Origin of the sequence: Companilactobacillus pabuli, assembly GCF_014058425.1 — a bacterium.
Taxonomy (GTDB): domain Bacteria; phylum Bacillota; class Bacilli; order Lactobacillales; family Lactobacillaceae; genus Companilactobacillus; species Companilactobacillus pabuli.
In genome coordinates this window covers 1,280,718-1,307,144 of the sequence record NZ_CP049366.1, presented here as the reverse complement: position 1 = coordinate 1,307,144, position 26,427 = coordinate 1,280,718, and the positions used below count along the sequence as shown (strand labels likewise).

29 protein-coding genes and 1 tRNA gene are annotated in these 26,427 nt (G+C 34.5%); 14 read left to right on the top strand and 16 right to left on the bottom strand.

Going from position 1 to position 26,427, the window contains the following annotated elements; all coding sequences use genetic code 11:
* The first annotated feature begins 34 nt into the window (after positions 1–34).
* From dnaJ to G6534_RS06325, 3 genes are all read left to right on the top strand, one after another.
* Positions 35–1,174: a molecular chaperone DnaJ gene (dnaJ, locus tag G6534_RS06335; protein WP_010019515.1), complete on the top strand. Its 1,140-nt coding sequence runs from the start codon at positions 35–37 to the stop codon at positions 1,172–1,174.
* Between the two features lie 106 nt (positions 1,175–1,280).
* A complete protein-coding gene (gene lepA, locus G6534_RS06330; RefSeq protein WP_182082508.1) occupies positions 1,281–3,128 on the top strand; it encodes a translation elongation factor 4 in 1,848 nt (615 codons plus the stop codon).
* Between the two features lie 63 nt (positions 3,129–3,191).
* Complete coding sequence (locus tag G6534_RS06325; RefSeq protein WP_182082507.1) at positions 3,192–4,496, top strand: dihydrolipoyl dehydrogenase family protein; 1,305 nt, start codon at positions 3,192–3,194, stop codon at positions 4,494–4,496.
* A gap of 142 nt (positions 4,497–4,638) precedes the next feature.
* Here the strand turns inward: G6534_RS06325 and G6534_RS06320 are convergent, their stop codons facing one another.
* Both G6534_RS06320 and galE read right to left on the bottom strand, forming a co-directional pair.
* Positions 4,639–5,124 carry a hypothetical protein gene (locus G6534_RS06320; protein ID WP_059075200.1) on the bottom strand — a complete coding sequence of 162 codons (486 nt, stop codon included), beginning with the start codon at positions 5,122–5,124 and terminating at the stop codon, positions 4,639–4,641.
* A gap of 224 nt (positions 5,125–5,348) precedes the next feature.
* Entirely contained in the window at positions 5,349–6,338 is a 990-nt protein-coding gene (gene galE / locus G6534_RS06315) for a UDP-glucose 4-epimerase GalE (protein ID WP_059075199.1), read from the bottom strand.
* Positions 6,339–6,484: 146 nt separating this feature from the next.
* Between galE and G6534_RS06310 the strand changes: the two genes are divergently transcribed.
* The 4 genes from G6534_RS06310 (at position 6,485) to G6534_RS06295 (ending at position 10,202) form a co-directional block, all read left to right on the top strand.
* Positions 6,485–7,144: a class A sortase gene (locus G6534_RS06310; protein ID WP_082666998.1), complete on the top strand. Its 660-nt coding sequence runs from the start codon at positions 6,485–6,487 to the stop codon at positions 7,142–7,144.
* A 91-nt stretch (positions 7,145–7,235) separates the two neighbouring features.
* Positions 7,236–9,545 carry a single-stranded-DNA-specific exonuclease RecJ gene (gene recJ, locus G6534_RS06305; protein WP_182082506.1) on the top strand — a complete coding sequence of 770 codons (2,310 nt, stop codon included), beginning with the start codon at positions 7,236–7,238 and terminating at the stop codon, positions 9,543–9,545.
* Positions 9,546–9,567: 22 nt separating this feature from the next.
* Positions 9,568–10,086, top strand: a complete 519-nt coding sequence (locus tag G6534_RS06300) for an adenine phosphoribosyltransferase (RefSeq protein ID WP_010019526.1) — start codon at positions 9,568–9,570, stop codon at positions 10,084–10,086.
* A gap of 26 nt (positions 10,087–10,112) precedes the next feature.
* Positions 10,113–10,202, top strand: a tRNA-Ser gene (locus G6534_RS06295).
* Positions 10,203–10,315: 113 nt separating this feature from the next.
* On the opposite strand, the gene G6534_RS06290 is transcribed toward G6534_RS06295, so the two are convergent.
* From G6534_RS06290 to G6534_RS06275, 4 genes are all read right to left on the bottom strand, one after another.
* On the bottom strand, positions 10,316–10,915 hold the full coding sequence (locus tag G6534_RS06290; RefSeq protein ID WP_182083280.1) for an Ltp family lipoprotein: 600 nt from the start codon (positions 10,913–10,915) through the stop codon (positions 10,316–10,318).
* A 270-nt stretch (positions 10,916–11,185) separates the two neighbouring features.
* Positions 11,186–11,392 carry a hypothetical protein gene (locus G6534_RS06285; RefSeq protein ID WP_059075194.1) on the bottom strand — a complete coding sequence of 69 codons (207 nt, stop codon included), beginning with the start codon at positions 11,390–11,392 and terminating at the stop codon, positions 11,186–11,188.
* Between the two features lie 36 nt (positions 11,393–11,428).
* Positions 11,429–11,923 carry a hypothetical protein gene (locus G6534_RS06280; protein ID WP_182082505.1) on the bottom strand — a complete coding sequence of 165 codons (495 nt, stop codon included), beginning with the start codon at positions 11,921–11,923 and terminating at the stop codon, positions 11,429–11,431.
* A 475-nt stretch (positions 11,924–12,398) separates the two neighbouring features.
* A complete protein-coding gene (locus tag G6534_RS06275; RefSeq protein WP_182082504.1) occupies positions 12,399–13,169 on the bottom strand; it encodes a potassium channel family protein in 771 nt (256 codons plus the stop codon).
* 117 nt (positions 13,170–13,286) lie between these two features.
* On the opposite strand from G6534_RS06275, the gene G6534_RS06270 reads away from it, so the two are divergent.
* Complete coding sequence (locus G6534_RS06270; RefSeq protein WP_059075191.1) at positions 13,287–14,066, top strand: TraX family protein; 780 nt, start codon at positions 13,287–13,289, stop codon at positions 14,064–14,066.
* Positions 14,067–14,099: 33 nt separating this feature from the next.
* A complete protein-coding gene (locus tag G6534_RS06265; protein ID WP_059075190.1) occupies positions 14,100–16,028 on the top strand; it encodes a GTP-binding protein in 1,929 nt (642 codons plus the stop codon).
* 22 nt (positions 16,029–16,050) lie between these two features.
* Here G6534_RS06265 and G6534_RS06260 read toward each other — a convergent pair whose 3' ends face one another.
* Positions 16,051–16,341, bottom strand: a complete 291-nt coding sequence (locus G6534_RS06260; protein ID WP_059073952.1) for a hypothetical protein — start codon at positions 16,339–16,341, stop codon at positions 16,051–16,053.
* A gap of 130 nt (positions 16,342–16,471) precedes the next feature.
* On the opposite strand from G6534_RS06260, the gene G6534_RS06255 reads away from it, so the two are divergent.
* On the top strand, positions 16,472–16,897 hold the full coding sequence (locus G6534_RS06255) for a universal stress protein (RefSeq protein WP_059073951.1): 426 nt from the start codon (positions 16,472–16,474) through the stop codon (positions 16,895–16,897).
* A gap of 41 nt (positions 16,898–16,938) precedes the next feature.
* Here the strand turns inward: G6534_RS06255 and G6534_RS06250 are convergent, their stop codons facing one another.
* Positions 16,939–17,463, bottom strand: a complete 525-nt coding sequence (locus G6534_RS06250) for a phosphatidylglycerophosphatase A family protein (RefSeq protein ID WP_059073950.1) — start codon at positions 17,461–17,463, stop codon at positions 16,939–16,941.
* Positions 17,464–17,479: 16 nt separating this feature from the next.
* Positions 17,480–18,136 carry an HD domain-containing protein gene (locus tag G6534_RS06245; protein WP_059073949.1) on the bottom strand — a complete coding sequence of 219 codons (657 nt, stop codon included), beginning with the start codon at positions 18,134–18,136 and terminating at the stop codon, positions 17,480–17,482.
* Between the two features lie 117 nt (positions 18,137–18,253).
* On the opposite strand from G6534_RS06245, the gene G6534_RS06240 reads away from it, so the two are divergent.
* The 3 genes from G6534_RS06240 (at position 18,254) to G6534_RS06230 (ending at position 20,900) form a co-directional block, all read left to right on the top strand.
* On the top strand, positions 18,254–18,817 hold the full coding sequence (locus G6534_RS06240; RefSeq protein WP_059073948.1) for a peroxiredoxin: 564 nt from the start codon (positions 18,254–18,256) through the stop codon (positions 18,815–18,817).
* A gap of 349 nt (positions 18,818–19,166) precedes the next feature.
* Entirely contained in the window at positions 19,167–19,916 is a 750-nt protein-coding gene (pnuC, locus tag G6534_RS06235) for a nicotinamide riboside transporter PnuC (RefSeq protein WP_059073947.1), read from the top strand.
* Between the two features lie 69 nt (positions 19,917–19,985).
* Complete coding sequence (locus tag G6534_RS06230; RefSeq protein ID WP_182082503.1) at positions 19,986–20,900, top strand: alpha/beta hydrolase; 915 nt, start codon at positions 19,986–19,988, stop codon at positions 20,898–20,900.
* Positions 20,901–20,946: 46 nt separating this feature from the next.
* Here the strand turns inward: G6534_RS06230 and G6534_RS06225 are convergent, their stop codons facing one another.
* The 3 genes from G6534_RS06225 to G6534_RS06215 all read right to left on the bottom strand — a co-directional run bounded on the left by G6534_RS06225 (position 20,947) and on the right by G6534_RS06215 (position 23,386).
* A complete protein-coding gene (locus G6534_RS06225) occupies positions 20,947–21,318 on the bottom strand; it encodes a YxeA family protein (protein ID WP_059073945.1) in 372 nt (123 codons plus the stop codon).
* 133 nt (positions 21,319–21,451) lie between these two features.
* Positions 21,452–21,829, bottom strand: a complete 378-nt coding sequence (locus tag G6534_RS06220; protein ID WP_059073944.1) for a hypothetical protein — start codon at positions 21,827–21,829, stop codon at positions 21,452–21,454.
* Positions 21,830–22,204: 375 nt separating this feature from the next.
* The gene (locus G6534_RS06215; RefSeq protein ID WP_182082502.1) at positions 22,205–23,386 is read right to left on the bottom strand and encodes a tyrosine-type recombinase/integrase; all 1,182 of its coding nucleotides are present in this window, start codon (positions 23,384–23,386) and stop codon (positions 22,205–22,207) included.
* A 217-nt stretch (positions 23,387–23,603) separates the two neighbouring features.
* On the opposite strand from G6534_RS06215, the gene G6534_RS06210 reads away from it, so the two are divergent.
* The gene (locus tag G6534_RS06210; protein ID WP_182082501.1) at positions 23,604–23,813 is read left to right on the top strand and encodes a hypothetical protein; all 210 of its coding nucleotides are present in this window, start codon (positions 23,604–23,606) and stop codon (positions 23,811–23,813) included.
* Here G6534_RS06210 and G6534_RS06205 read toward each other — a convergent pair.
* The 4 genes from G6534_RS06205 to G6534_RS06190 form a co-directional block, all read right to left on the bottom strand.
* Positions 23,799–24,746 carry a hypothetical protein gene (locus tag G6534_RS06205; RefSeq protein ID WP_182082500.1) on the bottom strand — a complete coding sequence of 316 codons (948 nt, stop codon included), beginning with the start codon at positions 24,744–24,746 and terminating at the stop codon, positions 23,799–23,801. The genes G6534_RS06210 and G6534_RS06205 overlap by 15 nt on opposite strands.
* 98 nt (positions 24,747–24,844) lie before the next feature.
* Entirely contained in the window at positions 24,845–25,513 is a 669-nt protein-coding gene (locus tag G6534_RS06200) for a hypothetical protein (RefSeq protein ID WP_182082499.1), read from the bottom strand.
* A 1-nt stretch (position 25,514) separates the two neighbouring features.
* The gene (locus G6534_RS06195; protein WP_010019093.1) at positions 25,515–25,883 is read right to left on the bottom strand and encodes a hypothetical protein; all 369 of its coding nucleotides are present in this window, start codon (positions 25,881–25,883) and stop codon (positions 25,515–25,517) included.
* 62 nt (positions 25,884–25,945) lie between these two features.
* Complete coding sequence (locus tag G6534_RS06190) at positions 25,946–26,416, bottom strand: ImmA/IrrE family metallo-endopeptidase (RefSeq protein ID WP_059074320.1); 471 nt, start codon at positions 26,414–26,416, stop codon at positions 25,946–25,948.
* Between the last annotated feature and the right edge of the window lie 11 nt (positions 26,417–26,427).

Sequence of the window (26,427 nt, the reverse complement as noted above, 5' to 3'; positions counted from 1 at the left end):
GGACGTAAAAGTCCTGTCGCATAAAGGTGATTTAATGGCAGATAAAAATCCATATGACGTACTAGGCGTTGATAAAAACGCTTCTGATGACGATATAAGAAAAGCATTTCGTAAACTTTCTAAAAAGTATCACCCTGATTTGAACAAGGCTCCTGATGCTGAAGAAAAGTTTAAGGAAGTTAATTCCGCTTATGAAATTCTAAAAGATCCTCAAAAACGTGCGCAATATGATCAATATGGTTCTGCCGGCATGAATGGTGGCCAAGGAGGATTTGGTGGCTTCGGCGCTGGTGGTGCTGGAGATCAATTCGGTGGTTTTGAAGATATCTTCAGTCAATTCTTCGGTGGCGGCGGTGCTGCTCGTCAAAATCCTAATGCCCCAAGACAAGGTTCCGATCTTCAATATCGCATGGACTTAACTTTTGAAGAAGGTGTCTTTGGTAAGAAGACTAATATTTCTTACAATCGTGAGGAAGAATGTTCTACTTGTGGTGGTTCTGGTGCAAAGCCTGGAACACATCCAGAGACTTGTTCAAAATGTCATGGTTCAGGTTATGTTGAAGTTGATCGTCAAACTCCACTTGGTCGTATGCGTACACGTGTTGTTTGTGATGTCTGCAATGGTACTGGTAAAGAAATCAAAGAAAAGTGTAACGTTTGCCAAGGTTCAGGTAAGGTAAATGAAAAACATGAATTGAAGGTTACTGTACCAGCTGGTGTTGAAGATGGACAACAAATGCGCTTAGAGGGCCAAGGTGAAGCCGGAACTAACGGTGGACCTTACGGTGATCTATACATTGTCTTCCACGTTGCTCCAAGTAAAGAATTCAGACGTGATGGTTCAACCATCTACGCTTCAGTAAATATCAGTTTCCCACAAGCAACATTGGGAGACGAAATCAAAGTCAACACAGTTCACGGTCCAGTCAACTTGAATATCCCTAGTGGTACTCAAACTGGTACAACATTTAGATTGCGTGGCAAGGGTGCTCCAGTTCTTAATAGCAAGAGTATCGGAGATGAAAAGGTAACAGTAAATATTGTTACTCCACGTAAGTTGTCAGCTGAACAACGTAGTGCTTTGAAGAAATTCGCTGAAGCCGGCGGAGACAAAGTTAAAGAAAAAGATAGTAACTTTTTCAATAAAGTCAGAGATGCTTTTAAAGGCGAATAAATTAAAAGAAGGGGTTTTGGCCTCTTCTTTTTTGTTGTCTAGAACATCGGTGTACAATAGTGTAAAATAGAAAGAATGATAAATTTCTGATAGAAGGGAATAATTTATGGATTTAGATCTCGATAAATTAAAAGAACGACAAAAAAGAATTCGTAATTTTTCTATCGTAGCGCATATCGATCATGGTAAATCAACGATTGCCGATCGAATTTTGGAAAGAACTAAGACAGTTTCAAAACGTGAAATGAAAGCTCAGATTCTTGATGACATGGATTTGGAGCGTGAACGTGGAATTACTATTAAGTTGAATGCGGTCGAACTAGAATACGAAGCCAAAGATGGACAGACTTATATCTTCCATTTAATCGATACACCAGGACACGTGGACTTTTCTTATGAAGTTTCACGTTCCCTTGCTGCCTGTGAGGGTGCTTTATTGGTAGTAGATGCTGCTCAAGGTGTCGAAGCGCAAACATTGGCTAATGCTTATTTAGCAATTGATAACGACCTAGAAATCGTACCAGTTATCAATAAGATCGATTTGCCTTCTGCTGAACCAGATAAGGTCAAAGAAGAAATTGAAGAGATGATTGGTATCGATGCTGAATCTTCAATCTTGATGAGTGCTAAGACTGGTATCGGTGTTGATGAATTGCTTGAAAGAATCGTTTCCGATGTTCCAGCACCAACCGGAGATTTGGATAAGCCACTTAAGGCTTTGATCTTTGATTCGGTTTATGACAGTTATCGTGGTGTTGTCCTTGATGTACGTGTTCGTGAAGGCGTTGTTAAGGTCGGAGACACGATTGAATTGATGAGTAATAAGAAGACCTTTGAAGTTACAGAAGTCGGTGTGATGTCTCCTAAAGCCGTTAAACGTGATTACTTGATGGCAGGGGATGTTGGTTATATTACTGCCAGTATCAAGACTGTTAAAGATACTCAAGTTGGTGATACAGTTACTTTAGCTGACAATCCAACTGATGCACCTTTGACTGGTTATCGTAAGAGTACGCCAATGGTTTATGCTGGACTTTATCCAGTTGACAATGCCAAATATGAAGATTTACACGAAGCTTTAGATAAGTTGCAACTAAATGATGCCGCTTTGGAATATGAACCAGAAACTTCGCAAGCTTTAGGATTTGGTTTCCGTGTTGGATTCTTAGGTTTGTTGCACATGGACGTTGTTCAAGAACGATTGGAACGTGATTTTGACCTCGATTTGATCACAACATCACCGTCAGTTGACTATCATGTTACGAAAACGGATGGAGAAGAAATCATCGTTGATAATCCGGCTGAATTACCAGATGCAACTGATATTAAGGAAATCCGTGAACCATTCGTTCGAGCTGAAATTATGGTTCCAGAAGACTTTGTTGGTCCAGTAATGGAGCTTTGCCAAAGAAAACGTGGTGAGTTCATTACAATGGACTACTTAGATAAGTATCGAGTTAATGTGGTTTATAGATTGCCATTGCTAGAAATTATCTTTGATTTCTTCGATGACTTGAAATCTAATACTAAAGGTTATGCATCATTAGACTACAGTGTCGATGAATATGAACCGAGTGAACTAGTTAAGATGGATATCTTATTGAATGGTGAACCAGTTGATGCTTTGAGTTTTATCGTTCACAAAGATTTTGCTCAAAAATGTGGTCGTGATATTGTAGCTCGCTTGAAGGAAGTAATTCCTAGACAAATGTTTGAAATTCCAATTCAAGCTGCTATCGGTAACAAGATCGTCGCCCGTGCAAATGTTAAAGCTTATCGTAAAGATGTTACTGCTAAACTTTATGGTGGTGATAGAACTCGTCGTGATAAGTTGTTGAACAAGCAAAAAGCTGGTAAAAAACGTATGAAGGAAGTCGGAAAAGTTTCCGTACCACAAGAAGCCTTCATGTCAGTCTTGGATCTTAACCGAGGCAAAGATGACAATAAAAACTAAGAAAACACTTATAATGTAACTATACGTTGCATTATAAGTGTTTTTTATTTGGAGGAGATTTGTATGGAAAAATTCGATACGATTATTATCGGAGCAGGACCTGCAGGCTTGGCTGCTGCTTATAATTTGAAAGGCAATGGTCAAAAAGTTGCCGTGATTGAAAATAACCTCTGGGGTGGAACTTGCCCTAACCGTGGTTGTGACCCTAAAAAAGTCTTATTGAGTGGTGTCGAAGCAAGAGATAGAATGGCACAACTTCAGGGTAAAGGTTTTGATGATGTACCTTTCGTTAACTGGGAACAATTGGAGACTTTTAAAGAAAAATTTACAGCACCAGTTTCTACTGGCAGCCGCAAGGGAATCGTTGATGCCGACATCACAGCCATCGACGGTCAGCCTAAATTTACTTCTGAGAATACTTTAGTCGTTGATGGAACTGAGTATCAGGCAGATAAATTTATTATCGCTACCGGTCAACGTCCCAGCTATTTAGATATTGCTGGAAAGGAACATTTATTATCTAGTACTGATTTCTTATCACTTAAGAAAATGCCAGACGATATTACTATTATTGGTGCGGGATACATTGCCTTTGAATTAGCTACGATTGCTAACGCTACTGGAGCCAAGGTTCATATTATCCACCATAATGACCATCCATTAAAAGCATTTGATCAAGAATATGCTATGGAATTAGTTAAACAACTCGAAAATAAAGGCGTTGATTTTAATTTTAATGTCGATACGCAATCCATCTCTGCTCAAGATGGAAAATACATTTTAAAAGCTGATAATTTTGAATTGAGTACTGATTTAGTAATTGGTGCCACAGGTCGAATTGCTAACGTTGATTTCTTAGACTTAGAAAAAGCTAACGTACAATTCAATCGTCACGGGGTAGTCGTTAATGACCACTTGCAATCAACTAATGAAAATATTTATGCGATTGGGGATGTCGTTGCCACTAAACAGCCTAAATTGACTCCAGTGGGTGGTTTTGAAGCTGGATATGTTAGTGACGTTTTATTAGGAAAGACTGATAAGAAACTTGAATTGCCTTTGATTCCAACCGTTGTGTATGGCAGTCCCAAGCTTGCTAAAGTTGGTGTTCAAACTGGCGATAAAGTAGTCGAACAGGATGTAACTAGTTGGTTCACTTACAGTCACACTAACGAACCAGTTGCCAAAGTAAAGATTGTCTTGAATGATAAGAAACAAATTATCGGTGCAACTTTATTGAGCAATGAAGCCGATAGTTTAATTAATTTACTAACATTAGCGATTAAACAAAAGATGAGTCACGAAGATGTTGTTAAGCAAATTTTTGCTTATCCAACTGCTGCTAGTGATTTGGAATATTTGATTTAAAGTCAAAAATAGCATCTATTCAAATTTTTTTCTTTGTGTGCAGTGCACTGGAGGAAATATTTGAATAGATGCTATTATTTTTAAAATTTATAAAAATGTTTAACTTTTTTTAGTTGAAAAAAATGGGAATAAAATACTTATCTTATACTAAATCTCCTAATGCAACGAATTCATCTGTTGCAACACGACAATATGTGATTTTATCAACCAAGATTGATCTATCAGAATACCAGCTTGAATTAGGTGCTAAAGCTCTATTCTTAATTTCGTTACCGTTATGATCATAAAGATGTGTTGTATGATTAGCAGTTGTTATTGTCTGTACCATTGGTAAATATAAATAACCAAAATTCTGATTAACAAATATATTAGATGCTATTTGATAATTGATTTGGTCTTGATGGTAAAATTCGTTACTTACTTTCCAGTCTGTTCCTGCCTTTAATGCAGTAGCTGTGGTATTGCCGTTCATATCAGTAGTTGTAGCATCTTTTGTTACTGCAAAACAATATTTGTCATTAGGAAGTGGTGATGAAGAGGCAGCTTTGACGTTAGTTGCTTCTGCAAATCCTTGGATTCCTAATATTAAAGTGGTAATTAGTAAAAATTTACGTATATTCTTTTTCAAGATAACTTCCCCCTACGATTTCAGTGTACTCGTCTTTTTTATAAAAATAAAATTGGTATAATAATTCATTGAACAGGTATTGATGGAACCATTATTAATAAATGGTGTACAAAAATAGAGTTGATTGGTATTTTGCCATCAACTCTATTTTTTATATAACTTATTAAAACCACTATGAAGGAAATTTATTTTAAGAAAGACTCCATTATTTGCGATTAATTTTTTTAGTTTTCATAACCATTCAAATGTTTAGATTTAAAATTCCAAGCATCAGTGATAACTTTTTGAACGTCATCATATTTAGGTTGCCATTTCAAAATAGTTCTAGCTTTAGTTGAATCAGCAATCAAAGTACTTGGATCTCCAGCACGACGTGGTCCAATTTTAGCGGGAATTTCTTTACCAGTAGCTTTACGGGCTGCTTCAAGGATTTCTTTATTTGAGAAACCAGTTGAAGAACCAAGGTTAAAGACATCACTGTTGTTACCAGCACGTAAGTATTCCATTGCTAGTCGGTGGGCTTCAGCCAAATCTTCTACGTGGACGTAATCACGGACGTTAGTACCATCTTTAGTGTCATAGTCGTCACCAAAAATTGTCAATTCATCACGTTGACCAGCAGCGACTTGTAGAACTACTGGAATCAAGTGAGTTTCTGGATTGTGATCTTCACCGATTGTACCGTCAGGTTTAGCACCACCAACGTTGAAGTATCTCAAAGCAACAAATTTGATACCGTAGGCAACATCACACCAGTGCATGATTTTTTCCATGGCTAGTTTACTTTCACCATATGGATTAGTTGGAACGGTTGGATCAGTTTCTTTGATTGGAATTTGTTTAGGTTCGCCATAAGTTGCTGCAGTAGAGGAGAAGACGATGTGTTTAACTCCAAAGTTGTGCATGACTTGTAGTAGAGAAATCATACCAGCAGTATTATTGTCGAAGTATTTGAGGGGATCTTTCATTGATTCTGGTACGATAGAAAAAGCTGCGAAGTGAATAACATCAGTGATATCTTCATTTTGGAATAATTTGATTAAAAATTCCTTGTCACGGACGTCACCTTGATAAAATTTGGCCTTAGGATTAATAGCTTGTCTATGACCTGTTGCTAAATTGTCTGCTACAATGACGTCGTAATTCATTTCACATAAATGATCGACTGTATGTGAACCGATATAACCAGCGCCACCTAAAACAAGAATGCTCATATAATTACCTCCAGATTCATTTATAAGTACATTATAACTTACTTAGAAAAATTTAAAGTTAGTAAAAATTAAAAACTACACTTTTCTTTGTAGATGTTTTAAGATTGAATATATATTGTAAATTCATGGAACAAGGAATGGAAAAAATGAAAAAGTTCTTTTCGATTTTTGGAACAATTCTTTTATTATTGGTTGCTGTTGCTTTAATCTTTAATCAACCAATCAAAGAATATGCGGTCAAAAGAATTTCTGATCACAATTTGACTACTTTGACTGCTAAAAAAGCTGCTAGTAATGCCAAGAAAAAAGGTGAATTTGATTTTAATAAAGTAAAGCCAATTTCAGCGACTCAAGTTGCCAAAGCTTCAGTGAACAATGATGCAGCGGTAATTGGAAAAATGGCAGTCCCTTCAGTTAACTTACGTTTACCAATCGTTGTTGGTTTAAGTGACAATGCGCTGTCAACTGGTGGCGGTACGATGAAAGAAAATGAGAAGATGGGCAAATCCAATTATGCCTTAGCTGGTCATTATATGACTAATAAGGGTGCACTGTTTTCGCCATTAGAGAATGCTAAAATTGGTGATTTAGCTTATATAACTAATATGAAACGAGTTTATACGTACAAAATTTACTATAAGAAAATCGTTCCACCAACGGCCGTCTATTTGTTAGATGACGTTGAAAATCAGAGCATTTTAACTTTGATAACTTGTGCCGATGGTGGTACTAACCGTTGGGCTTTACAAGGAGCACTTGTGAAGAGCCAACCAGCCAATAAAAATACTTTAGCGGTATTTTCTTAAATACTCCTTAAAAAGTTTTGGAATTAGTTTCAGAACTTTTTTTTTGCATTAAAAAATTGCTATAATTGAATAATTGTTAGTAGGTGATGGATTGACATTAATTAATTGGGAAAAGCGAAAGAATCCCACAAAACAAGAGATAGATAAATTTGCACAAAGTAAAAAGGTTACACCAGTAGTAGCAGAATTATTGCTGGAAAGAGATATCGTTGAAGATAGTGATATTGAAGCTTTTTTGCACAGTGATGTGACTGAATTACAAGATCCTTTTGGACTTCATGACATGGATAAAGCTTTGGAGTTGATTGATGAAGCCGTCGAATCAGAAAAAAAGATTGCCATCTATGGTGATTACGATGCTGACGGTGTTACTAGTACTTCAATCATGAAATTGACTTTACAAAAACTCGGCAATAAGCCGATTTTTTATGTTCCTGATCGTTTTAAAGACGGTTATGGACCTAATTTGGAACGCTATAAAGAATTAGCCGATCAAGGAATAGATTTGTTGATCACGGTTGATAATGGTGTCAGTGGCAAAGATGAAATCAAATATCTTAAGGACCGTGGCGTTAAAGTAATTGTTACTGATCACCATGATTTGCCGAAAGAATTGCCTGAAGCTGATGCCATCGTTCATCCTAGCATTCCCGGTGCTGAATATGTTTGTCCTTACTTATCTGGAGCTGGGGTGGCTTTTAAGATTGCTGATGCTTTATTAGGCGATGAAGCCTTGCAATTGATTGATTTAGCTGCTATTGGAACCGTCGCTGATGCGGTAGCTTTAAAGGGTGAAAACCGAGTCATCGTTACCGAAGGTCTCAAGCAAATGAAAAATAACAATCACGTTGGTTTGAGTGCTTTATTAGATAAGTGCAAAGTTAGATTGTCCAATGTAACTGAAGAAGATATTGGTTTTCGAATTGCACCTAGGATCAATGCTCTTGGTCGCTTAGAAAATGCCTCTTCTGGAGTTGAATTGCTGACGACGGGTGATGAATCTTTTGCTAAAGAAATCGTTGATGAGACAGAAGATATCAATGCTAGAAGACAAGATTTAGTTGCCAGTGCTTTTGCCGATGCTCAAAATCAAATCCAAGCTCAAAAAGATAATGGTGTAATTGTCTTAAAAGGTAATGGTTGGCACCAAGGTATTTTGGGAATCGTTGCTAGTAGAACGATGGATCAAGAAAATAAACCTGTCCTAGCTACGCAATTTGACGATAATAGCGGTGTCATGAAAGGCTCTGGTCGCTCTCCAGAAGGCTTCAACTTGTTCACTGCGTTAGATAAGCATCGTGACTTATTTACAGCTTTTGGTGGACATGCGCAAGCTTGCGGTTTTTCAATTGAAGAAGATAAGTTAGATGAATTAACGAAATTATTGCAAGATGAACCTTCACAACAGGGTTTTGACCCTAAGGCACCGGTTGTTAAAAATTATGATTTGCAATTAAATATTGCAGATTTGAGTATGGATTTAATCAAGCAAGTTCAACAATTAGCACCTTTTGGAATGGGTAATCCCAAACCTATCATTAAATTAGGCAATGTTTCATTGTCACAGATGCGTTCGATCGGTAAAGATGCCAGTCATTTGAAAACACAAATTACGGATGAACAGCACAGAATCGATGCAATAGGCTTTGGGATGTTTGAAAAAGCCGCTAGTTTAACGACTAATTTATGCGATGTTTATGGAGAATTAGGAATTAATGAGTGGCGTGGCAAAAAGAATCTTCAGTTGATGATCGATGATTTTCAAGTTTCACCACAAGCGCAAGTCCTCGCAGATTTAAAAAATGTTTATTTAGATTATCGAAATAAGGGCTTGTCGACCAAAATCTTAGAACATTTCGATGCAGTAGTCTTCTTTAATGAAGCATATTTAGAAGCAGCCAAGCGTTTCAATGTGAAAACTGATTTAATTATGTATAATGAAAACTGTGATGGTAAGAATGTTTTGATTTATGATCGACCTCACAATTTAGAATTATTCCAAAAATTTATCAAAAATAATAAGACTCAACATACAGCTTTATTTTTCCATACTGATTTGACAAGTAGATACTTGAAGCCTGATATGATAAAGATGAAAGCGCTTTTGAAATATCTTTACTCCCATCAAAATATTACGATGGAGGGGATGGATTTAGTTGCCAAATACTTGAATATGCAAAAAAATGACGTAGATTTTTATTTAAAAGTGTTTTTTGAGTTAAATTTTGTTAAAATAGTAAATGGTTTTGTTGAAAAAGCAAATGCTTCACAACAACGTGAATTAATCGAATCTCCGACTTACTTGAAGAGATTACAGCGTAATGACGTTGAAAAAATATTAATTGAATCTAGTTTTGACGATTTGTTATCATGGATGAGTGATTACGATTGTCACTGTTAGATTGAATGGGGAATTTAAAAAAATGGATATTGATTTTAAGAAATACGTAGCTAATGTTCAAGATTTTCCAGAACCTGGTGTACTATTTCGAGATATTTCACCATTAATGGCTGATGGCAAGGCATATGCTGCCGCAACCGATAAGATTGTGGAATATGCAAAGAGCCGTGGAGCCGAAATGATTGCTGGACCAGAAGCCCGTGGATTTATCGTGGGTTGTCCAGTAGCTTACAAGATGGGCATCGGTTTTGCTCCTGCTCGTAAAAAAGGTAAGTTGCCTAGAGAAACAGTTTCTGTTTCTTATGATTTGGAGTATGGTCAAGCATCACTTTATATGCAAAAAGATGCTATCAAGCCAGGTCAAAAAGTCTTAGTAGTAGATGATTTGATGGCAACTGGTGGTACTTTAGCCGCTACGATCAAGTTGATTGAAAAATTAGGTGGTATCGTAGTTGGAACGGCCTTCTTAATTGAATTAACTGATTTGCACGGTCGTGATAAAATTAAAGGGTATGACATGTATACTCTTATGCAATACTAATATAAAAAGGCTTAGGCCTTTCTTATGGAGAGTTGGCAGAGTGGTAATGCATCGGACTCGAAATCCGACGAACCTGTTTTATAGCAGGCGCGCAGGTTCAAATCCTGTACTCTCCTTAAAATACAAAAAATAGAACACCTTTGTGTGTTCTATTTTTTTGTTTAAAATGTATCAATCTATTGATGAATATGGGATTTTATGAGTTATTAAAAAATAGAAATTTTCTTATTTATTCTAAGTGATTTAAAGCATATTGGGCTTCTTCTTCAGTAAATTTTTCACCGTAAGTTGACGTTAATTGTTCTTTGACCGAATCCTTGGACATATGTTGGTCGTTATAATATACCTTTGCCTTAGCTAAGGCGTTTTTATTATAGTTTGCTTTCAGATTGTCAACGGCATATTGAGCTTCCTCTTCAGTAAACTTTTCTCCAGAATCCGAGGTTAATTGATCTAGGATACCTTGTTTTGACATGTGTTGATCTTGTGAATATGATTTTGCCTTAGCAAGGGCATTTTTCTTATAGTTTGCTTTTAAATTATTCATTGCATAGTTAGCCGCTTTTTCACTAAAACCTTCTCCTGAATCTGACGTTAATTGTTTATAAATAGAATCTTTAGACATATGCATAATATTTGAATAATTTTTTGCCTTTATTAGGGCATTTTCGTACTCTTTTGGAGTTTGCTTTTTCTTAACTTGTTCTGTTTTCATAGAACTACTAGAACTTGTTGAAGAGCTGTTTCCCTTCGGAACAATAATAAAAATTACAATAACTATTAATAACCAAAACCACCATTTTTTAAAAAATGGTTTCTTTTTTCGCATGTTCCTTTGACTTCGCATATTGAAGTTTCCTCCTAAATATATTTTCAGCTTTTTGGGTCATCAGAATTTGGACTATTAAACATAGTAACCGAATTCATAAATAAATTTATTACATATATATAATACTACGATAATTGACTTTTAAAAACATTGTGATGAAGTATATGGAATTCAAAAAAACGATCCTACTAAAAATTGATTTTTAGTAGGACCGTCTGATTATGATAAAGCAATTAATTAAAAGGTAGAGTTAAGGGATTTTAAGAAAGATTACTTATCATTAAATTCTTCTTCTTCATTAGATTGAATACTACGCAATTTAGAAATTGGTCTTAATAACATCTTTTTCGAAGTTGTTACTTGGCGCACGTGAGAGTCTGGTTCATTATGATGATGCAAAAAGAATAAGTCGGCTGCAATTATTGAAGCTGTCAAAAAAGTATTTAACTGTAAGATCCGTTTGAATCTCTTTTTCAATATTAATTCCTCTTTTTAGCTAAACTATAGCATATTTTAGTCGTACCATTTTAATTCTTTGGTATTTAAAAATACTGAACGACCTAAACGGCTGCCATCAAGATAAATAATTGAACTGAGGCCTTCCATGTAATCGTTAGGAGAGATATCAAGTACTTTGAGCACTTCTGATAAAGAAATACGTTGAACAGTAGCCACAATGAATTCTCGCTTTTTATCGCTGAGTTTTTTAAAGTTAGGATTCACATAGATTTCTAATTGATTATTTTTTAAATAGTTAATGTTTTTTACGTAAGTCATCCATGAATTTTCCTCGATGTTGTTTTTTTTCTGAGGATGTTCTCTAAATTCATAAATTTTCTTGTTGAGTGCGTGATTGATTTTTTTGATTTTGTTGGATAAATGATTATCTCTTTTTTCCTCGATAGACAGATTGTCTGTTGAGTCTTTTTTGCTCGCATAAACGTTATTAGAAAGACCAATAAAAGTAGTCAAAGCTAGTAGATTAAGCAAAATGAGCTTTATTTTCATTAATTTACTCCTAATTATTTTGCACCATTATAGCCGAAGTAAAAAGGAGTATTCCACACGAATTTGATATATTATTTCAATCGAATTTTTTTAGGAGGGTACGATTATTTAAATAAAAAAAGACCACCTCAAAGTGACCTTCTTTAATGAAAGAGATATCTGTGAATAGATTTTTCTAGGTTTTAAATGTAATATCTCTATCGATATATATTATATAACAAAAATATGATAATGTAATATGCCAAATAAATATAAAAAAAGAACGTTGCGATAAGGTAGCGTTCTTTTGGTTAGGAGAATATTCTATAGAAGAATCGTACTAATGAGAATTTTAGTTTTAATATTGCATATTTTGGGATTCTCCTAACAAATTTATTATATTACAAATCACTGAAAAATAAGTAAAAACTTTGCAAAAATATAAAAGAAAGCGTTATTAAAATATAATAATTACTATATAAAAATATATTAAGTATTATTTAAGCTTTTTATCGTTTTGTCGCTGCTTTAATTGCTTGATTTCCTGACGCATTTTTTGATTTTCGGTTTCTATTTTATCTAGCTTAGATAAAATTTGTTCTAGCTTATCATCATTTTCATGGTTGTGTTCGCTAGTAAAGTAACTGGTGATGGTACTAGTCAAAGTTCCAATGAAGCCGATACCGATGATCATCAGAGAGACAGCTGCCAGTCTTCCTGCCAAAGTTTGTGGCGCAACATCACCGTAACCAACAGTAGATGCCGTCACGATAGCCCACCAGAAAGAGTTGCTTAAAGAAGCTTTTTCGGCTAGTGAATAAGTGATAGCAGACGTCACTAAGACGATTCCACAAATAATCAATAAATAAATGAAACCATTGATTCTTAAAAACTTTTTAGCGTTCTTTTGCATCTTGCCGGCAGTTCCAATCAAGCGAACGAGGGTGAATATTTTGGAAAAACGGATAATATGAAAAACTCGGAAGAATCGAAAAATATTAAAAATTGTAAAGAAAGGCATGATCGCTAAGAGATCAACGATATTGTGTCTGAAAAAACGCATTTTATTTTTTGCTAAAGCCAATCTTCCAAAATAATCAAAACCAAAAATTAGTAACGTTGTAAAATCGATTTCGATATATGGTGATTTGGAAATATCAAAACCGGGAATAAAACTCAAAACTAAAATTACCAATGATAATAATCCTGCTAAAACAATAACGACGTAGTAACTATCTGAATGTAAGAATCGATTGAATTTTTGCATAATTTGCCCCTTAACCTTACTAATTTGTAATATAGCACTAACAGTTGTGTCAGGTATATTTACAAGCCTTAGTGAAATTTGGATAATGTGAAATATTGATAAAAGAGGAGATTATGTATGCAACAATTCACACCGAGTATTTCTCATAAGGCGATGAATCGCGAAACTTTTAAAATCATCTTAATGGGGTTGATGGTTTTAGATCATATCGAATATTTTATTTCCCCATATTTAGCAGATTTCTTTCATATTATTACTAGAGTTGTGGCTGTGGGATTTGCGTATTTAGTAGTAGAGGGAATGCATTACACTCACAGTCGTAAAAATTATCTAACACGTTTGATTGGTTGGAGTATTTTTATGGCGTTGGGGAATTGTTTATTAAATATATTTGTTTTACGACAACCAAATCAAATGTCCATCTTAGGGGATAATATTTTTGCCACCTTAGCTTTAGGATTAATAGTAATTTGGCTTTGGGATAATCAAGTTCAAGACTTAAAAGCTAAGAAAAAATTACAGATTCTGTCAGTAGTTTTATTGATTTTTAGCATCGTACCGATTTTTGAAGGTAGCATGGTGGTAGTGCCATTTATGTTTATTACGCAATTAACGCATCAAAATATTAAAAAGAGAAATTTATTTTACATAGGTTTAATGGTATTTCTAGCATTAATTGAATTGCCAATGGCTTTAACTGTTCCAATTAACAATTCTTTGATGCTATTTGACAGTATTGCTATGAATGCCAGCGATATTTTCTTTATTTTAATAATTCCATTTTTACATTTCTACAATGGTAAAATCGGACCACACAGTCGACAATTGAAGTACTTATTTTATATTTTTTATCCCGCTCATCTATGGTTAATTCATCTAATTATGAACGCGCTATGATAAACTATTTGCAGTAGCTCTGGAGGAATTAAGATGAAGCAAATAGTAACAGGAATCGTAGCGCACGTTGATGCAGGTAAGACGACTTTGTCAGAAGCCTTATTGTATCAAACGGGTGCACTTAGAAAATTAGGAAGAGTCGATAAGGGGAGCGCCTTTTTAGACCCAGATGCTTTAGAGAAAAAGCGCGGAATCACGATTTTTTCTCATCAAGCTAATTTACAATATCAAGATTTGAAATTGACACTCTTGGACACTCCAGGACACGTCGATTTTGCCTCCCAGACAGAACAAGTCTTGAGTGTTTTGGACTATGCGATTTTGGTGGTTTCAGCGACTGATGGCGTGCAAGGATATACGAGGACCTTGTGGCGACTATTAGATCATTATCAAGTACCAACTTTTATTTTTGTGAATAAAATGGATGCATTAGGAACTGACCAACAACAAATTTTGAATGATTTACAAAATAATTTGGCTAGTGGCTGTATTGATTTTGAATCTGACAATTTCAATGAAGATGTAGCAATGACTGACGATAATGTTTTAGAACAATTTTTAGATAGTGGAGAATTGATAGATACAACGGTTCAAAAATTGATTCGCCAACGTAAAGTCTTTCCTTGTTTCTTTGGTTCAGCTTTGAAAATGGAAGGTATTGAAGAATTTTTACAAGGAGTTCGGCGTTTTTCAATAGAAAGCAATTATCCAGAAGAATTTGGTGCTAAGGTTTTTAAAATTTCTCATGATGGTAACGAGCGTTTGACTTGGGTCAAAGTTACTGGTGGAATGCTTGAAAATAAAGCTGTTTTATATAATGAACAAAAAGCTAACCAACTAAGAGTTTATGATGGCTCAAAATTTGATTTAACTCAGAGTTTAATCGCAGGAGAAGTTTGTGCAATTACGGGATTGTCCGATACTTATCCGGGATTAGGTTTAGGAAAACAAATTAACAGTGAAAAACCGACGATTCAACCAGTTTTAAATTTTGCTTTGGATCCCAAAGACAACGATATTCACCAATGCTTGGAAGCACTGCGTCAATTGGAAGATGAAGATCCACAATTGCATGTTCAATGGTCGAGTCACTTACAAGAAATTCGAATCCAAGTTATGGGACAAGTACAATTAGAAATTATTCAGCAGTTATTGTTAGATCGATTCAATTTAGATGTTGGTTTTGGTGAGGGAAGTATCTTATACAAAGAAACTATTACGCAACCAGTTGAAGCCGTGGGACATTTTGAACCTTTGCGTCATTATTCCGAAGTTCATCTATTATTAGAACCGGGACCAATCGGTAGTGGTTTAAAATTTGCATCGAATTGTAGTTTGGATGTTTTGGCCAGCAACTGGCAACATCAAGTTTTGAGTAATCTGCAGTCGAAGGAACATTTAGGTGTACTGATTGGGGCACCTATTACTGATATGAAAATCACTTTGATTGGTGGGAAAGCTAGTAATGTTCATTCAGTTGGTGGAGATTTCAAAGAGGCAACTTGGCGAGCAGTCAGACAAGGCTTAATGGAGTTAAGAGATACTGGCAGTCAATTGTTGGAACCATGGTATCAATTCCGTTTGGAAGTACCACAAGATCAAGTTGGTCGGGCTATGAATGATATTCAACAGATGAATGGAACTTTTGAAAATCCAGAAATGGTTGATGAATCAGATTTAACGATAATTTCAGGGACAGCACCGGTAGCAACAATGCAAGGCTATTCGCAAACCGTTAACTCATACACTCATGGTTTAGGGAATTTGGAATGTGTTGTACTTGGTTATCAGGCTTGTCACAATGCAGAAGAAGTCATTGAGAATCGAGATTATGATCCGGTGTCAGACTTGGAAAATACTCCTGATTCAGTATTCTGTGCTCATGGAGCCGGCTATCCAGTTTCTTGGGATGAAGTCCCACAAATGGCTCATGTGCCTTATTTATATCCAATAAAAAAATGATTCCAATTACGGAATCATTTTTTTAATAGAAATTATTATTAGCATATTCTTCACCAGCAGAATTTAACATTTCCTGCCAAGAAGAAAAAATAGTTGATTTTTTTACATGTTTTTCCCAAGCATCAAGCGGTAGACGTTCTAAGGCCCTTTGACTAGTCACACCAATCGACTCGAAAAATTCTTCAATACAGAAGAATTGCGTATTTTCTTCCATGAATTGATTGGTAAAGTAATGAGTGAATTGAATTTCTTTTAAATCATTTCTAATCTGACATTCTTGTTCGATAAGCTCCAGTCTTTGTTTGGTTTGCATAATAACTAATCCCCTATAAAAAATTATTTACTATTCATTAATAAGTATATCAAATTTGATATATAAAATTACCATCTTTGTCCGGAACTTGGTAAAATTTATGTAAAGGATTTAAAAGGAGGTTTTAACCGTGTATAAAAAAATATTAGTAGCTATCGATGGTAGTCAAAGTTCATACAATGCCTTGAATGCAGCGATTGATATGGCTAAACAATTTAAATCAGCCTTATATTTAGTTTCAGTCGTAAATACAGCTAATTTGCCGATGAATGTTGGTGTTTCTTATGCACCTGGGTTAGTTAACGATTTAAAGGCTAGTGCTCAAAAGGATTTAAACAAAGCAACAGACATCGCCAAACAAGCCGGAATCTCACCTTATGTCCAACTCTTAGATGGAGAGCCTAGAGAACAATTGACTAGGTTTCCTAAAGAAAATGATATTGATCTGATTGTCATGGGAAAGACTGGTACTAATTCGTTTACTAGAGTATTTGTTGGATCAGTCACACGTTATGTTTCTGAACATAGTAATATTAATATCTTAATTGTGGTTTAAAAATAATCCTATCAGAGTGTCGTTACTCTAATAGGATTATTTTATTTCTCTTGGTTTAACAGTTCTTGAACTTCATGTTCATTGTGAGCCAACCAACCACAAGCACCAGCAGCGATAGCACCAACTAGGTCATCTAAGAAGACGTTGATTTTTCCGGTAGATTTATCGTTCAATTTGCCTAGAACACCATGCTTCAATTTGTCCACGTAACCATAATTAGTTACTGAAACTGATCCGTAAAGACTGGCTAAAGTGATTGCCATATTTTCATCGATACCGTAAGTCGACTCATCAGTTTCCATTATTCGTTGCATGGGAGCAGATAAGAGACCTTTTTCAGCTAAAATATCGAGTTCAATTCCGGTCATGATGGCATTTTGAGCTTCACGTTTGTGGAGGACTTTATTGATAGCGTGAATAGAAACTTCTTCATCAAGTCCTTTAACGTAATCTTTTTCTAGGAACATAACGATTTCAGCAATGTCCTTTAATTCAACGCCACGATCCTTCAAATTACGAATAATGTGGTCGTAGTACTGCTTATCTAATTCTTCATATGAAACCAATTTATTTACTCCCTCTCTATTTTTCACTATTCCATTCGGCTTTAAATTCGTCGAGAAAATCAAGCATGTATTGATGGCGTTGCTCGGCAATTTTTTTGGCTGTAGGAGTATTCATCATACTAGTTAATTTTAATAATTTCTCGTAAAAGTGATTAATAATCGTCTCATCAGATAAATTACGATATTCTTTTTTATCCATTTTTTCTCGAGGTAAAATTTTTGGATCATAAATCGTTTCAGAGTTAGCACCACCATAGTAAATTGCACGGGTAATGCCAATTGCTCCAATAGCATCTAGTCTGTCAGCGTCTTGAACAATTTGTCCAGCAAGGGATAATTTTGGAGGATTTTTGCTCAAAGATTTACTGAAGGATAAGTTGTGAGTGATGTAAAGTATTTCATCGATTTGTTCAGGTGTGAAATCCGTTGCTTTTAAAAATTGGCGGATCTCAGTTTCTAATTTTGCCGGATCTTTGACTAGTTTGTCATCGGCTACATCGTGCAAGTAGGCAGCTGATAAAGTAATGACTGGATCGGCCGTTTCTGTTTTTAATAATTTTTGAACCGTTTTGATGACTCTTTGAATGTGATCAAAATTGTGACCAGTTGAATCATTTTTCATCTTATTGTAAGAAAATTCTTTTACTTTTGAAAGTTGGTTTTGATTTGTCATTTCCTCATCCCTCATTATCAGAATAATTCTATTGTCACACAAAAGGTCTTTTATTTAAAATAAAGAAAAAGTTTGGTATATTATATATGTGTTTAAACAAAGTCTAGGAGGCACAATATGAACTATATCAATAAAGAAATTCCTGATTTTACTGTTAATGCTTATCAAAAAGGGGAGTTGAAGACTTTTAACAAGTCAGATCTGCTCGGCAAATGGTCAATCCTTTTCTTTTATCCAGCCGATTTTTCATTTGTTTGTCCAACTGAATTGAGCGATTTGCAAGATTCTTATGACGACTTCAAAGCTGCCAACGCTGAAATTTATTCATGTTCAGTTGACAGTCAATTTTCACACATGTCTTGGGCTCAAACGACTGATACCATAGGTAAGATTCAATATCCAATGTTATCGGATCAAAAACACCAATTGACTGATTTCTTCAATATTTTAGATGAACAAAGTGGTCAAGCTTATCGTGGTGTCTTTATAATTGATCCAAAGGGACTTATCAAATCTTACACAATCAACGCTATGGGAATTGGACGTAATGCTCGTGAAATTTTGAGAACCTTGCAAGCTGCTCAATTCGTCGAAGCACATGGCGATAATGTTTGTCCTGCTAATTGGCATCCTGGGGAAGAAACAATCAAACCTAGTGGCGACTTAGTTGGTAAAATTTAAAAGCATATATATTGAAGCTACATGCCGATTTGGGCATGTAGCTTTTTTGTTATAACGGTAAAATCGCTGAAGTCTAGACCGTTACAACAAGATATAGTGTTACAAAAAGGTAAAAATCAATATCTTGTATCAAATGATAAATTACTATCGCATCAACAAAGGTAAACGCTTTACATCGATATGGCTTCATGATGCCAAATATTTCGGCTCGCAATTTGGTTTCAATTGGTGGTATGATTTTAGCTGTCGTTAAATTTGTATTTGAATATAAATACAGTTTGAGGGATAAATTAATTTGATTGAATTTGGTTATTAATTAATCGATTTCAATCTAAGAGGAGATTGAACCATGAGCATTTTCAACCCAAGATGGTATGTTGAACAAATGAAACATTGGAGTTTCAGAAGTTACATGCTATTAATGTTTGGTCTAGGGGCCATTACTGCATCAACACTTTCACACCAAATCACAGGTATTGCTATTTGGACTTGGTTAGCCGGTACGCTTGGTTTTACTTGTACCGTAGCGATTACTAATGCTAAGCCTTTAAACGGTGTCTTAGGACTAGTTTCAGCACTTATTTACATTTTCGTTGCTATCAACGCTAAGAACTTCTCAGATGTTGTTTTGCAATTAAGTTATATTGTATTATTGGATATTCCAGTTTTGATCAGTCCACAATGGGCTAAGGATGCTGAAAAGCATATTCATGGATTAACTGGTAAGAAATGGCTTTTAACAGCTGTCTTCTTCTTTGTTGTTTGGGGTCTATTGTACTTGATGGATACTAATTTATTCATCAGTCCACGTCCTATCATCGATTCAATATCAGCCGCTATTGGCTTTACAGGCGCTTTGTTGTGTACTTTGCGTTTCCGTGAACAATACTATTTCTGGACAGTTCAAGGTGTTATGTCAATCGTACTTTGGGGTGTTACAGCAACTCAAGGTGACGCTAGTCCAGTCTTGTTCTTGACATACATTATGTACTTCATGAACGATATGATTGCCTTCTTTGATTCACACATCCACTGGTTCCACAGTGACGCTAACGAGAATCGTGCTCGTGATGAAAAAGTGGCTAACGAACAAGCATAAATAAAATTTGCAATTAATTTGTAAAATAGCTTATGATTATTGAGCAACAAATTATAAGTGGGTAGATTTATGCGAGTAAAAAAGTATGTTAAAGTTATTCTTTCTATTGCAATTGGGGTTGCATTAGTAGCTGATATTGGTGGTAGTGGTTATTTATTCCATTACGCCTTCAGTAAAAATGGTTATAGCAGTAAGCCACAAGGACCATTGTCAAAAGATGATAAGTGGTTCGTGAATTCTAAGACTGAAACTTGGCAACAAACTTCAAAAGATAAACTGAAGTTAAAAGCTAGGTTTTTACCAGCCGAAAAGAAAACTGCTAAAACTGTCGTTGTGATTCATGGTTATGGTACAGGCAGCAGTTACATGGGTGACTACGCTAAAATGTTCCATGATGCAGGTTACAACGTCTTAGCACCGGATAATCGTTCCTTCGGGATGAGTCAAGGGAAATACGTCGGTTATGGTTGGAAAGATCGTGACGACATTATGAACTGGATCAAGCAGATTAATCAAAAATTTGGTCAGAAATCAGAGATTGGTTTGTTTGGAGTCAGTATGGGAGCAGCAACGGTAATGTACACTTTGGGTAAACATCCAAGTAATGTAAAATTTGCGATTGCTGATTGTGGATATTCCACTATCTCAGGTGAGTTGAATTATCAAATTAAAGATATGTTCAATTTACCAAGTTTTCCACTCGTACCAACGGCTAGTTTATATGGCGATGCTCTAGCTGGTTATAATTTTTATCAAGCAAGTACTAAGGATACTTTAAAGAACAACAAAGTACCTTTGTACATCATTCACGGTTCAAAAGATAAATTTGTTCCAACTGAGAATGCTTATAAGAATTACCAGTACGACAAAGGTCCAAAGAAACTCTGGATAGTCAAAGGAGCAGGACACGCCGAAGCTAAAAAGGTCGCCGGTCAAAAGTATGTTACTAATACGATCGACTTTGCTAAAGAGTACTTTAAATAGAAAAAAGGTAAGTAAAATGGTTTTTAGACCAATTTTACTTACCTTTTTATTTGTTTATAGCATCGAATGATTTGGTTGGTACTTCATTTTTTTGAACTTTTTCCCATGATAAAACTAAATCTCGTTTTTTATTATAAGTTACTTTGATGAAGTTATCTGGTTTGATAGGGCGGCCAATAGCACTATTAAATTTTAGAAGTTTTTCATTACCATCTTTATCGTATGATTTTTGGCGATAATAGTAAGCACGATAGTCATTGCCTGAGTCGTCTTTTTCAATTACTTCCTGATACGAATCGCCTACAAAAGTATAGTAATCTTCGCCAGCATAATTAGGTACATACCACAATTCATATCCCAAAAATGGTATTAATAAAATTATTCCTACTATTAAGATAGACCCGATTTTTTTACTCATATTTATCCCTCCAAAGCTTATAAGGATAGTATCATGCTTTAAAAAGCTTTGATACTAACGTTTTTGTAAGATTTGTAAGAAATAAAACACAAATATTATAATTGCAGTATATTAATAGTAGAAAAATGTTAGATTACAAATCGAATTTCTCCGTGTAATGATTGAGTTGATCGTGATAATCGATTGAAAGAGCTAGTTTTTTAGCACCATTGATTTGAAAGAAATATCCTTGATTAGGTGCAATTATTAATTGAGCTAAGGGCAGTTTCTCAGAAGAAGTTATTTTATCGATTGTTAATGGTACTTGGCCGATGTTACGAATTTCTAATTGATTGTTATTTTTGGTACAGTTCAAATAAGCTCGACTGACTTGCTGAAGCATTTGATTACGAAACTTTAAAGAGTGAGAAATTTTAAAAAGGGCTATCGAACCGAGAATTACGCCGACTACTAGGGCAACAGCGATGATGATAATGGTGATGTTAAAAATCATTTGCGTTGGAAAAAGCATTTTATCACTTCCATATTAGTATATTTCTAGTATTTCATAATTAACACAATCTTACAATTCTGTCACATAAAACTAACAATTCAGTCATAAAGGTAATCAGATATTTACAGAAAATAAAATAAAGTGAATAATGATAGTCAACAGATATCATAGATATTTGTTAAAAATAAAAAAGTACATGCAATAGTTATGTTGACTCCGTAACTAAATATGTAGCGCTGTGTAGGAAAATGCAACGGTATGTAAAAAAGCCCTTATATCAATGGTATAGGGGCTTTTTTGTGTTCTCTTTTTATTTTAGATATGAAATACTATGTATTAAAATGCACCAAAATGTAACTCTTTGTTGTCACGATGTTGTCACGGTTGTCACTATTATTCTTTTTTGCTTTTGTTTGATGAGTTAGAAATGTCATCCACTTTTTTTAAGGCCTCCATCATTTTATCATCAGATTTATTTGTAGCATGAAGATAAGTATTGATTGTTGTTTGTAGGTTCTTATGTCCTAAGCGCTTTTGAAGGTCTTTGAAAGTCAAATCACTATTGTTGTCTAAAAGAAGTGTTCCATGCGTATGACGAAATCCGTGTAATGTCACATTGTGGTCCAACTGGATATCGTCATTTATCTTTTGCTGCCATCTTCTTGGAACCTCAAGAGAGAAGTTAGATTTAGTTTTTGGATTCATAAAAATTAGCTGATTTTCTTGTTCATCACTTGGACTTTCATTTTGTTGTTGCTTTTTCCACTCATTCAAAATGTCAATGGTTCTTGGATCAATAATCAGGTTTCTGATTTCGTCATTCTTAGTGGACTGAATTTTGTATCCTTGACGGTCAATCCGAACAAGTGCCTTATTAACACGTAGCATATCGTTTTTTAAGTCATTCCACTTCAAAGGTAGCATTTCTTCACGTCGCAATCCTGTGAATGCTAGTAGACGAAAAAAAGCATATTTTTCGAAATTATAATTTTTTGCATGATTCAAAAACTTCTCTTGTTCTTCAATTGTATAAAAGTTTCTGTGATTATAATTTTTCTTTGCTTTCTCTTTATGCTTAGTTTTTTTGGGTACATCTAATTTATCCATTGGATTAATTGATATATAATCACGCCTTAAAGCCTCTTTAAAAATTAAATTAGCATAATTAAACACTTCTTTGTAGTGAACTAAATTACTTACCCATTTATTTAAAGCTTTCTGACATGTATTAACATCAATGTCTTTAATATATTTGTCTCCAAAATGGGGAAGTACGTTGCACTTGAATAGGCTCTTAGTTTTATAAAAAGTTGATTCTTTCACAGTGTTTTTATAGCTTTTTAGCCAATCCTTGTAGATCTGATTGAATTTTACATAACCTCCGTGTTCATTATAGTCATCATCTAAAATCTTCTTTCTGAGGTTAATATATGCTATTTCAGCTTCTTCGACTGTATAGAAACCACGTCGAGTAGTTGTGTGTGTGTCATCGACCCTTATAGCAAATTTATATCTAGTTTGGCCATTCTTTAGAACATAGGGTTTTATTGTTTTTGAAACTCGCTTTTTAGGCATAAAATACAACCTTTCATAAAAACGCAAGAAATCACGTTTTTTAATTTTATATGTATGTAATTGGTACACTTAAATAATTAATTTTCGAGAAAGCAGGAGATATTTTGAAATTTAGGGGCACATATGTTCTTTTAACATTAAAAATAAAAAGCCAAATTGTAGGCTTGATATTATGGTAATAAATAATTATTGTTGTTGTAATGGAAGGTAGATAAAAATGAAAAAAGTTGAATTATCTAAAAATGAAATTAGTTATTTAGCAAATATTCTCAATGAAAAGATTTCTTATTATAATGATGATTTATATTACGATGAAGATGATAAACCATTTTATTTTATGCCTGATGGCAGTATTTCATATGACAGTTTTGAATTAAATGATTTACCAGTGGCAAATGGTATTTTAAAGAAGCTATACACTCTGTAGGTAAATACCATTATAAATATCAACAATTCCTTGAAGCAGGGTGTCACAGAGTCCCTTATTAGAATAACCACTATTAAAATGGTCAACTGAGTTTCTTAAAAGGAACATTGCCTCAAGTTGGCTTCTTTGTCTATCATCAAATCTCGGCAAGCATTTTGATAATGCATTAATATAATTAGTTTTTGTTGGCCCTTTTCCTAGTTGTCTAAGAGGACGTTGTGGATTGGCTTCAGAAGGTGTCCATGTTTTATCTAAATTTGCTATGGTTAGATAAAGAAGGTGCTCTATAACACTACCAATTCCTGTACTTGCAACAAACCACATGCCACTCTCATATGCTTTAAGACAATCTTCTAATTCATAGGTGAATTGATCATCATTTATATTTGATTTTATTTCATTGAAATGGTATCTGTCTGTGAAATATTTTGATTTAACAAAATTTAAATTGGTTTGAGAAAATAAATTTTCACTTAGTGATTTTTTAGATAATTTATACTCGTTATCAGCAAAATTAGTCGCATATTTTGAAATGTCGCTATCTTTAAGGTTAAAACGAGCAATTAATTCCTTCATTAGTGAGCTTTCTACTAATGTTGGAGTCCTTATTAAATTATTTTTAATCAAATATTTTAGATTGTCTTTTACGTCATATAAACTATCGTATTCAAAATTCTTTGTTTTCTTATATAAATCTAAGTAAGTTAATTCATCTTTGCCCGTTGTACTTGGTTCAGCAAAGAATATAATCCCTTGTACAATGTCATTATCTGAAGAAGTATGTGTGAGAATAACATTGAAATGCAGTTTTTGACTTTTCCATGAGAATATATTTTGCTCTTCAGAAGGGTCAATATATTTAGCTCGCTGTTCGTATTTATCTTTGAGCACTTTTAAAAATTCCAATTTTCCATCATTTGTGGATAAATCCATTATATTCCTCCCTTATCATGCCACGGCATGACTTTTATATGCCCAAAATTCGTTTCTTTTAAGATTGACTAAAATAAAAAGCCGTTTCCGGCCATTAATTAATTTAAATTTAAAGTGATGTCATAACTGTGGTTAGCATTTTCATCTTCATAATCATCTGTATCGTAGTAAGCATCAAACTTAAGACGTAATGTCTTCATATCACTGATTTTACTTAGCTTTTCAATAGGAAAGAGGATATCACCTTGTTTTGTAACACCCTTGGAGATTTCTCCCGCCCAATTTTCTTTATAACCTTTTACAGTGTCAAGAACAGCATCTACTTGTTGTCCGTCGTTTGTTACTAAGGTACCTTGATCAGGATAAGTCGTAATGTCTCTGTTAGCTGCGACACTCATATGAATGATAATATAGCCCTCAGCTTTAGTATTTGAGTCATCATCTGAAGTGTATGGATTCAATTTAAAGATAGATACCTTTGAGACTTTAATGTTGGCTGGTTGCCAAGAGTTATCATTAAATGAAACGTCATAAGATTTTTGATCTAAAATCTTGTGATTATCGTAATTGATATCCAAGGTATCTTTATTTGAAGATGATTTTGCACCTTTTTCTGTTTGTGTTGTAGTGTGTCCAGATGCCTTATTAGAAGTATCATCATCAGATGAACTTCCGCCGCCACCAATCATTCCAAAAATAATAACAACTAAGACAACGACAATTAACCAAAACCACCAAATTTTATAGAATGGTTTACCTTTGTTCATATTAATTTACCCCCTTAGCATTTTTTGATGGGTGATGTAGGAATACGAATACAGTTCCAACGATTAATACAACCATAGCAGGGAATGCCATAGCACCTGACAAGAAGAATAGAGCATTACCAATAATTCCTAGAACAGGTCCAACAATTGAAATATTGTGTTGTTTACTTTGAATTAGAGCAATAACATTAATAATTAAACCGATTGCGGCCATAACATAGAAGAATGTTCCTGCGCCGTTTGTCATACTTGTACCATCAAATGCATCACTTGCAGCCGTACTAAAAATAACAGGCCATGAAACTGCAAACAAAACACAGTTAATAATATCTAGAATCCCAGTCCAGATGTTTATTTTTAGATTTTTCATAATAAAAAAATCCCCCCTAAATATAATTTCAGCTTTTAACGTCATCAGATTTTGGACCATTACTATCTTGATTTTACTCTAATTCTAGCCATATTAAATCCACGTCTTAAATCAAAGTTATATCCTTTATAGTCAAAGTTTTCCCCATATTTAATCTTATATGTATCTAGTGCGTTCCAAATATAATCGATATCACATTCAAAATAATCAGCTATATCCCAAGGTGTTGCAATACCTTTTTTAAAGCAATCAATTAATCCATCAAGGCTAACGATCATCATATAGCCAAATTGACGTGCTTCGTGTTCTTGTTTTTGATCATACAATGTTGATTCCTTTCGAATATCACCAGACGTTGTTTTCCAATGTCCAATTTCCTCAGCCAAATCCTGAAGATTTTGCCTGTAATCTCGATTAGAGTTTATATAAACCTCATTATTAAATATGTATGCTCCCTGAAAAAGTGGCATTCTGTTGGTAAATGTAAATGATAATTCAGGATAATTACTCATTAACTTTTCTAGTTTGTTCAATAAAATCAGTC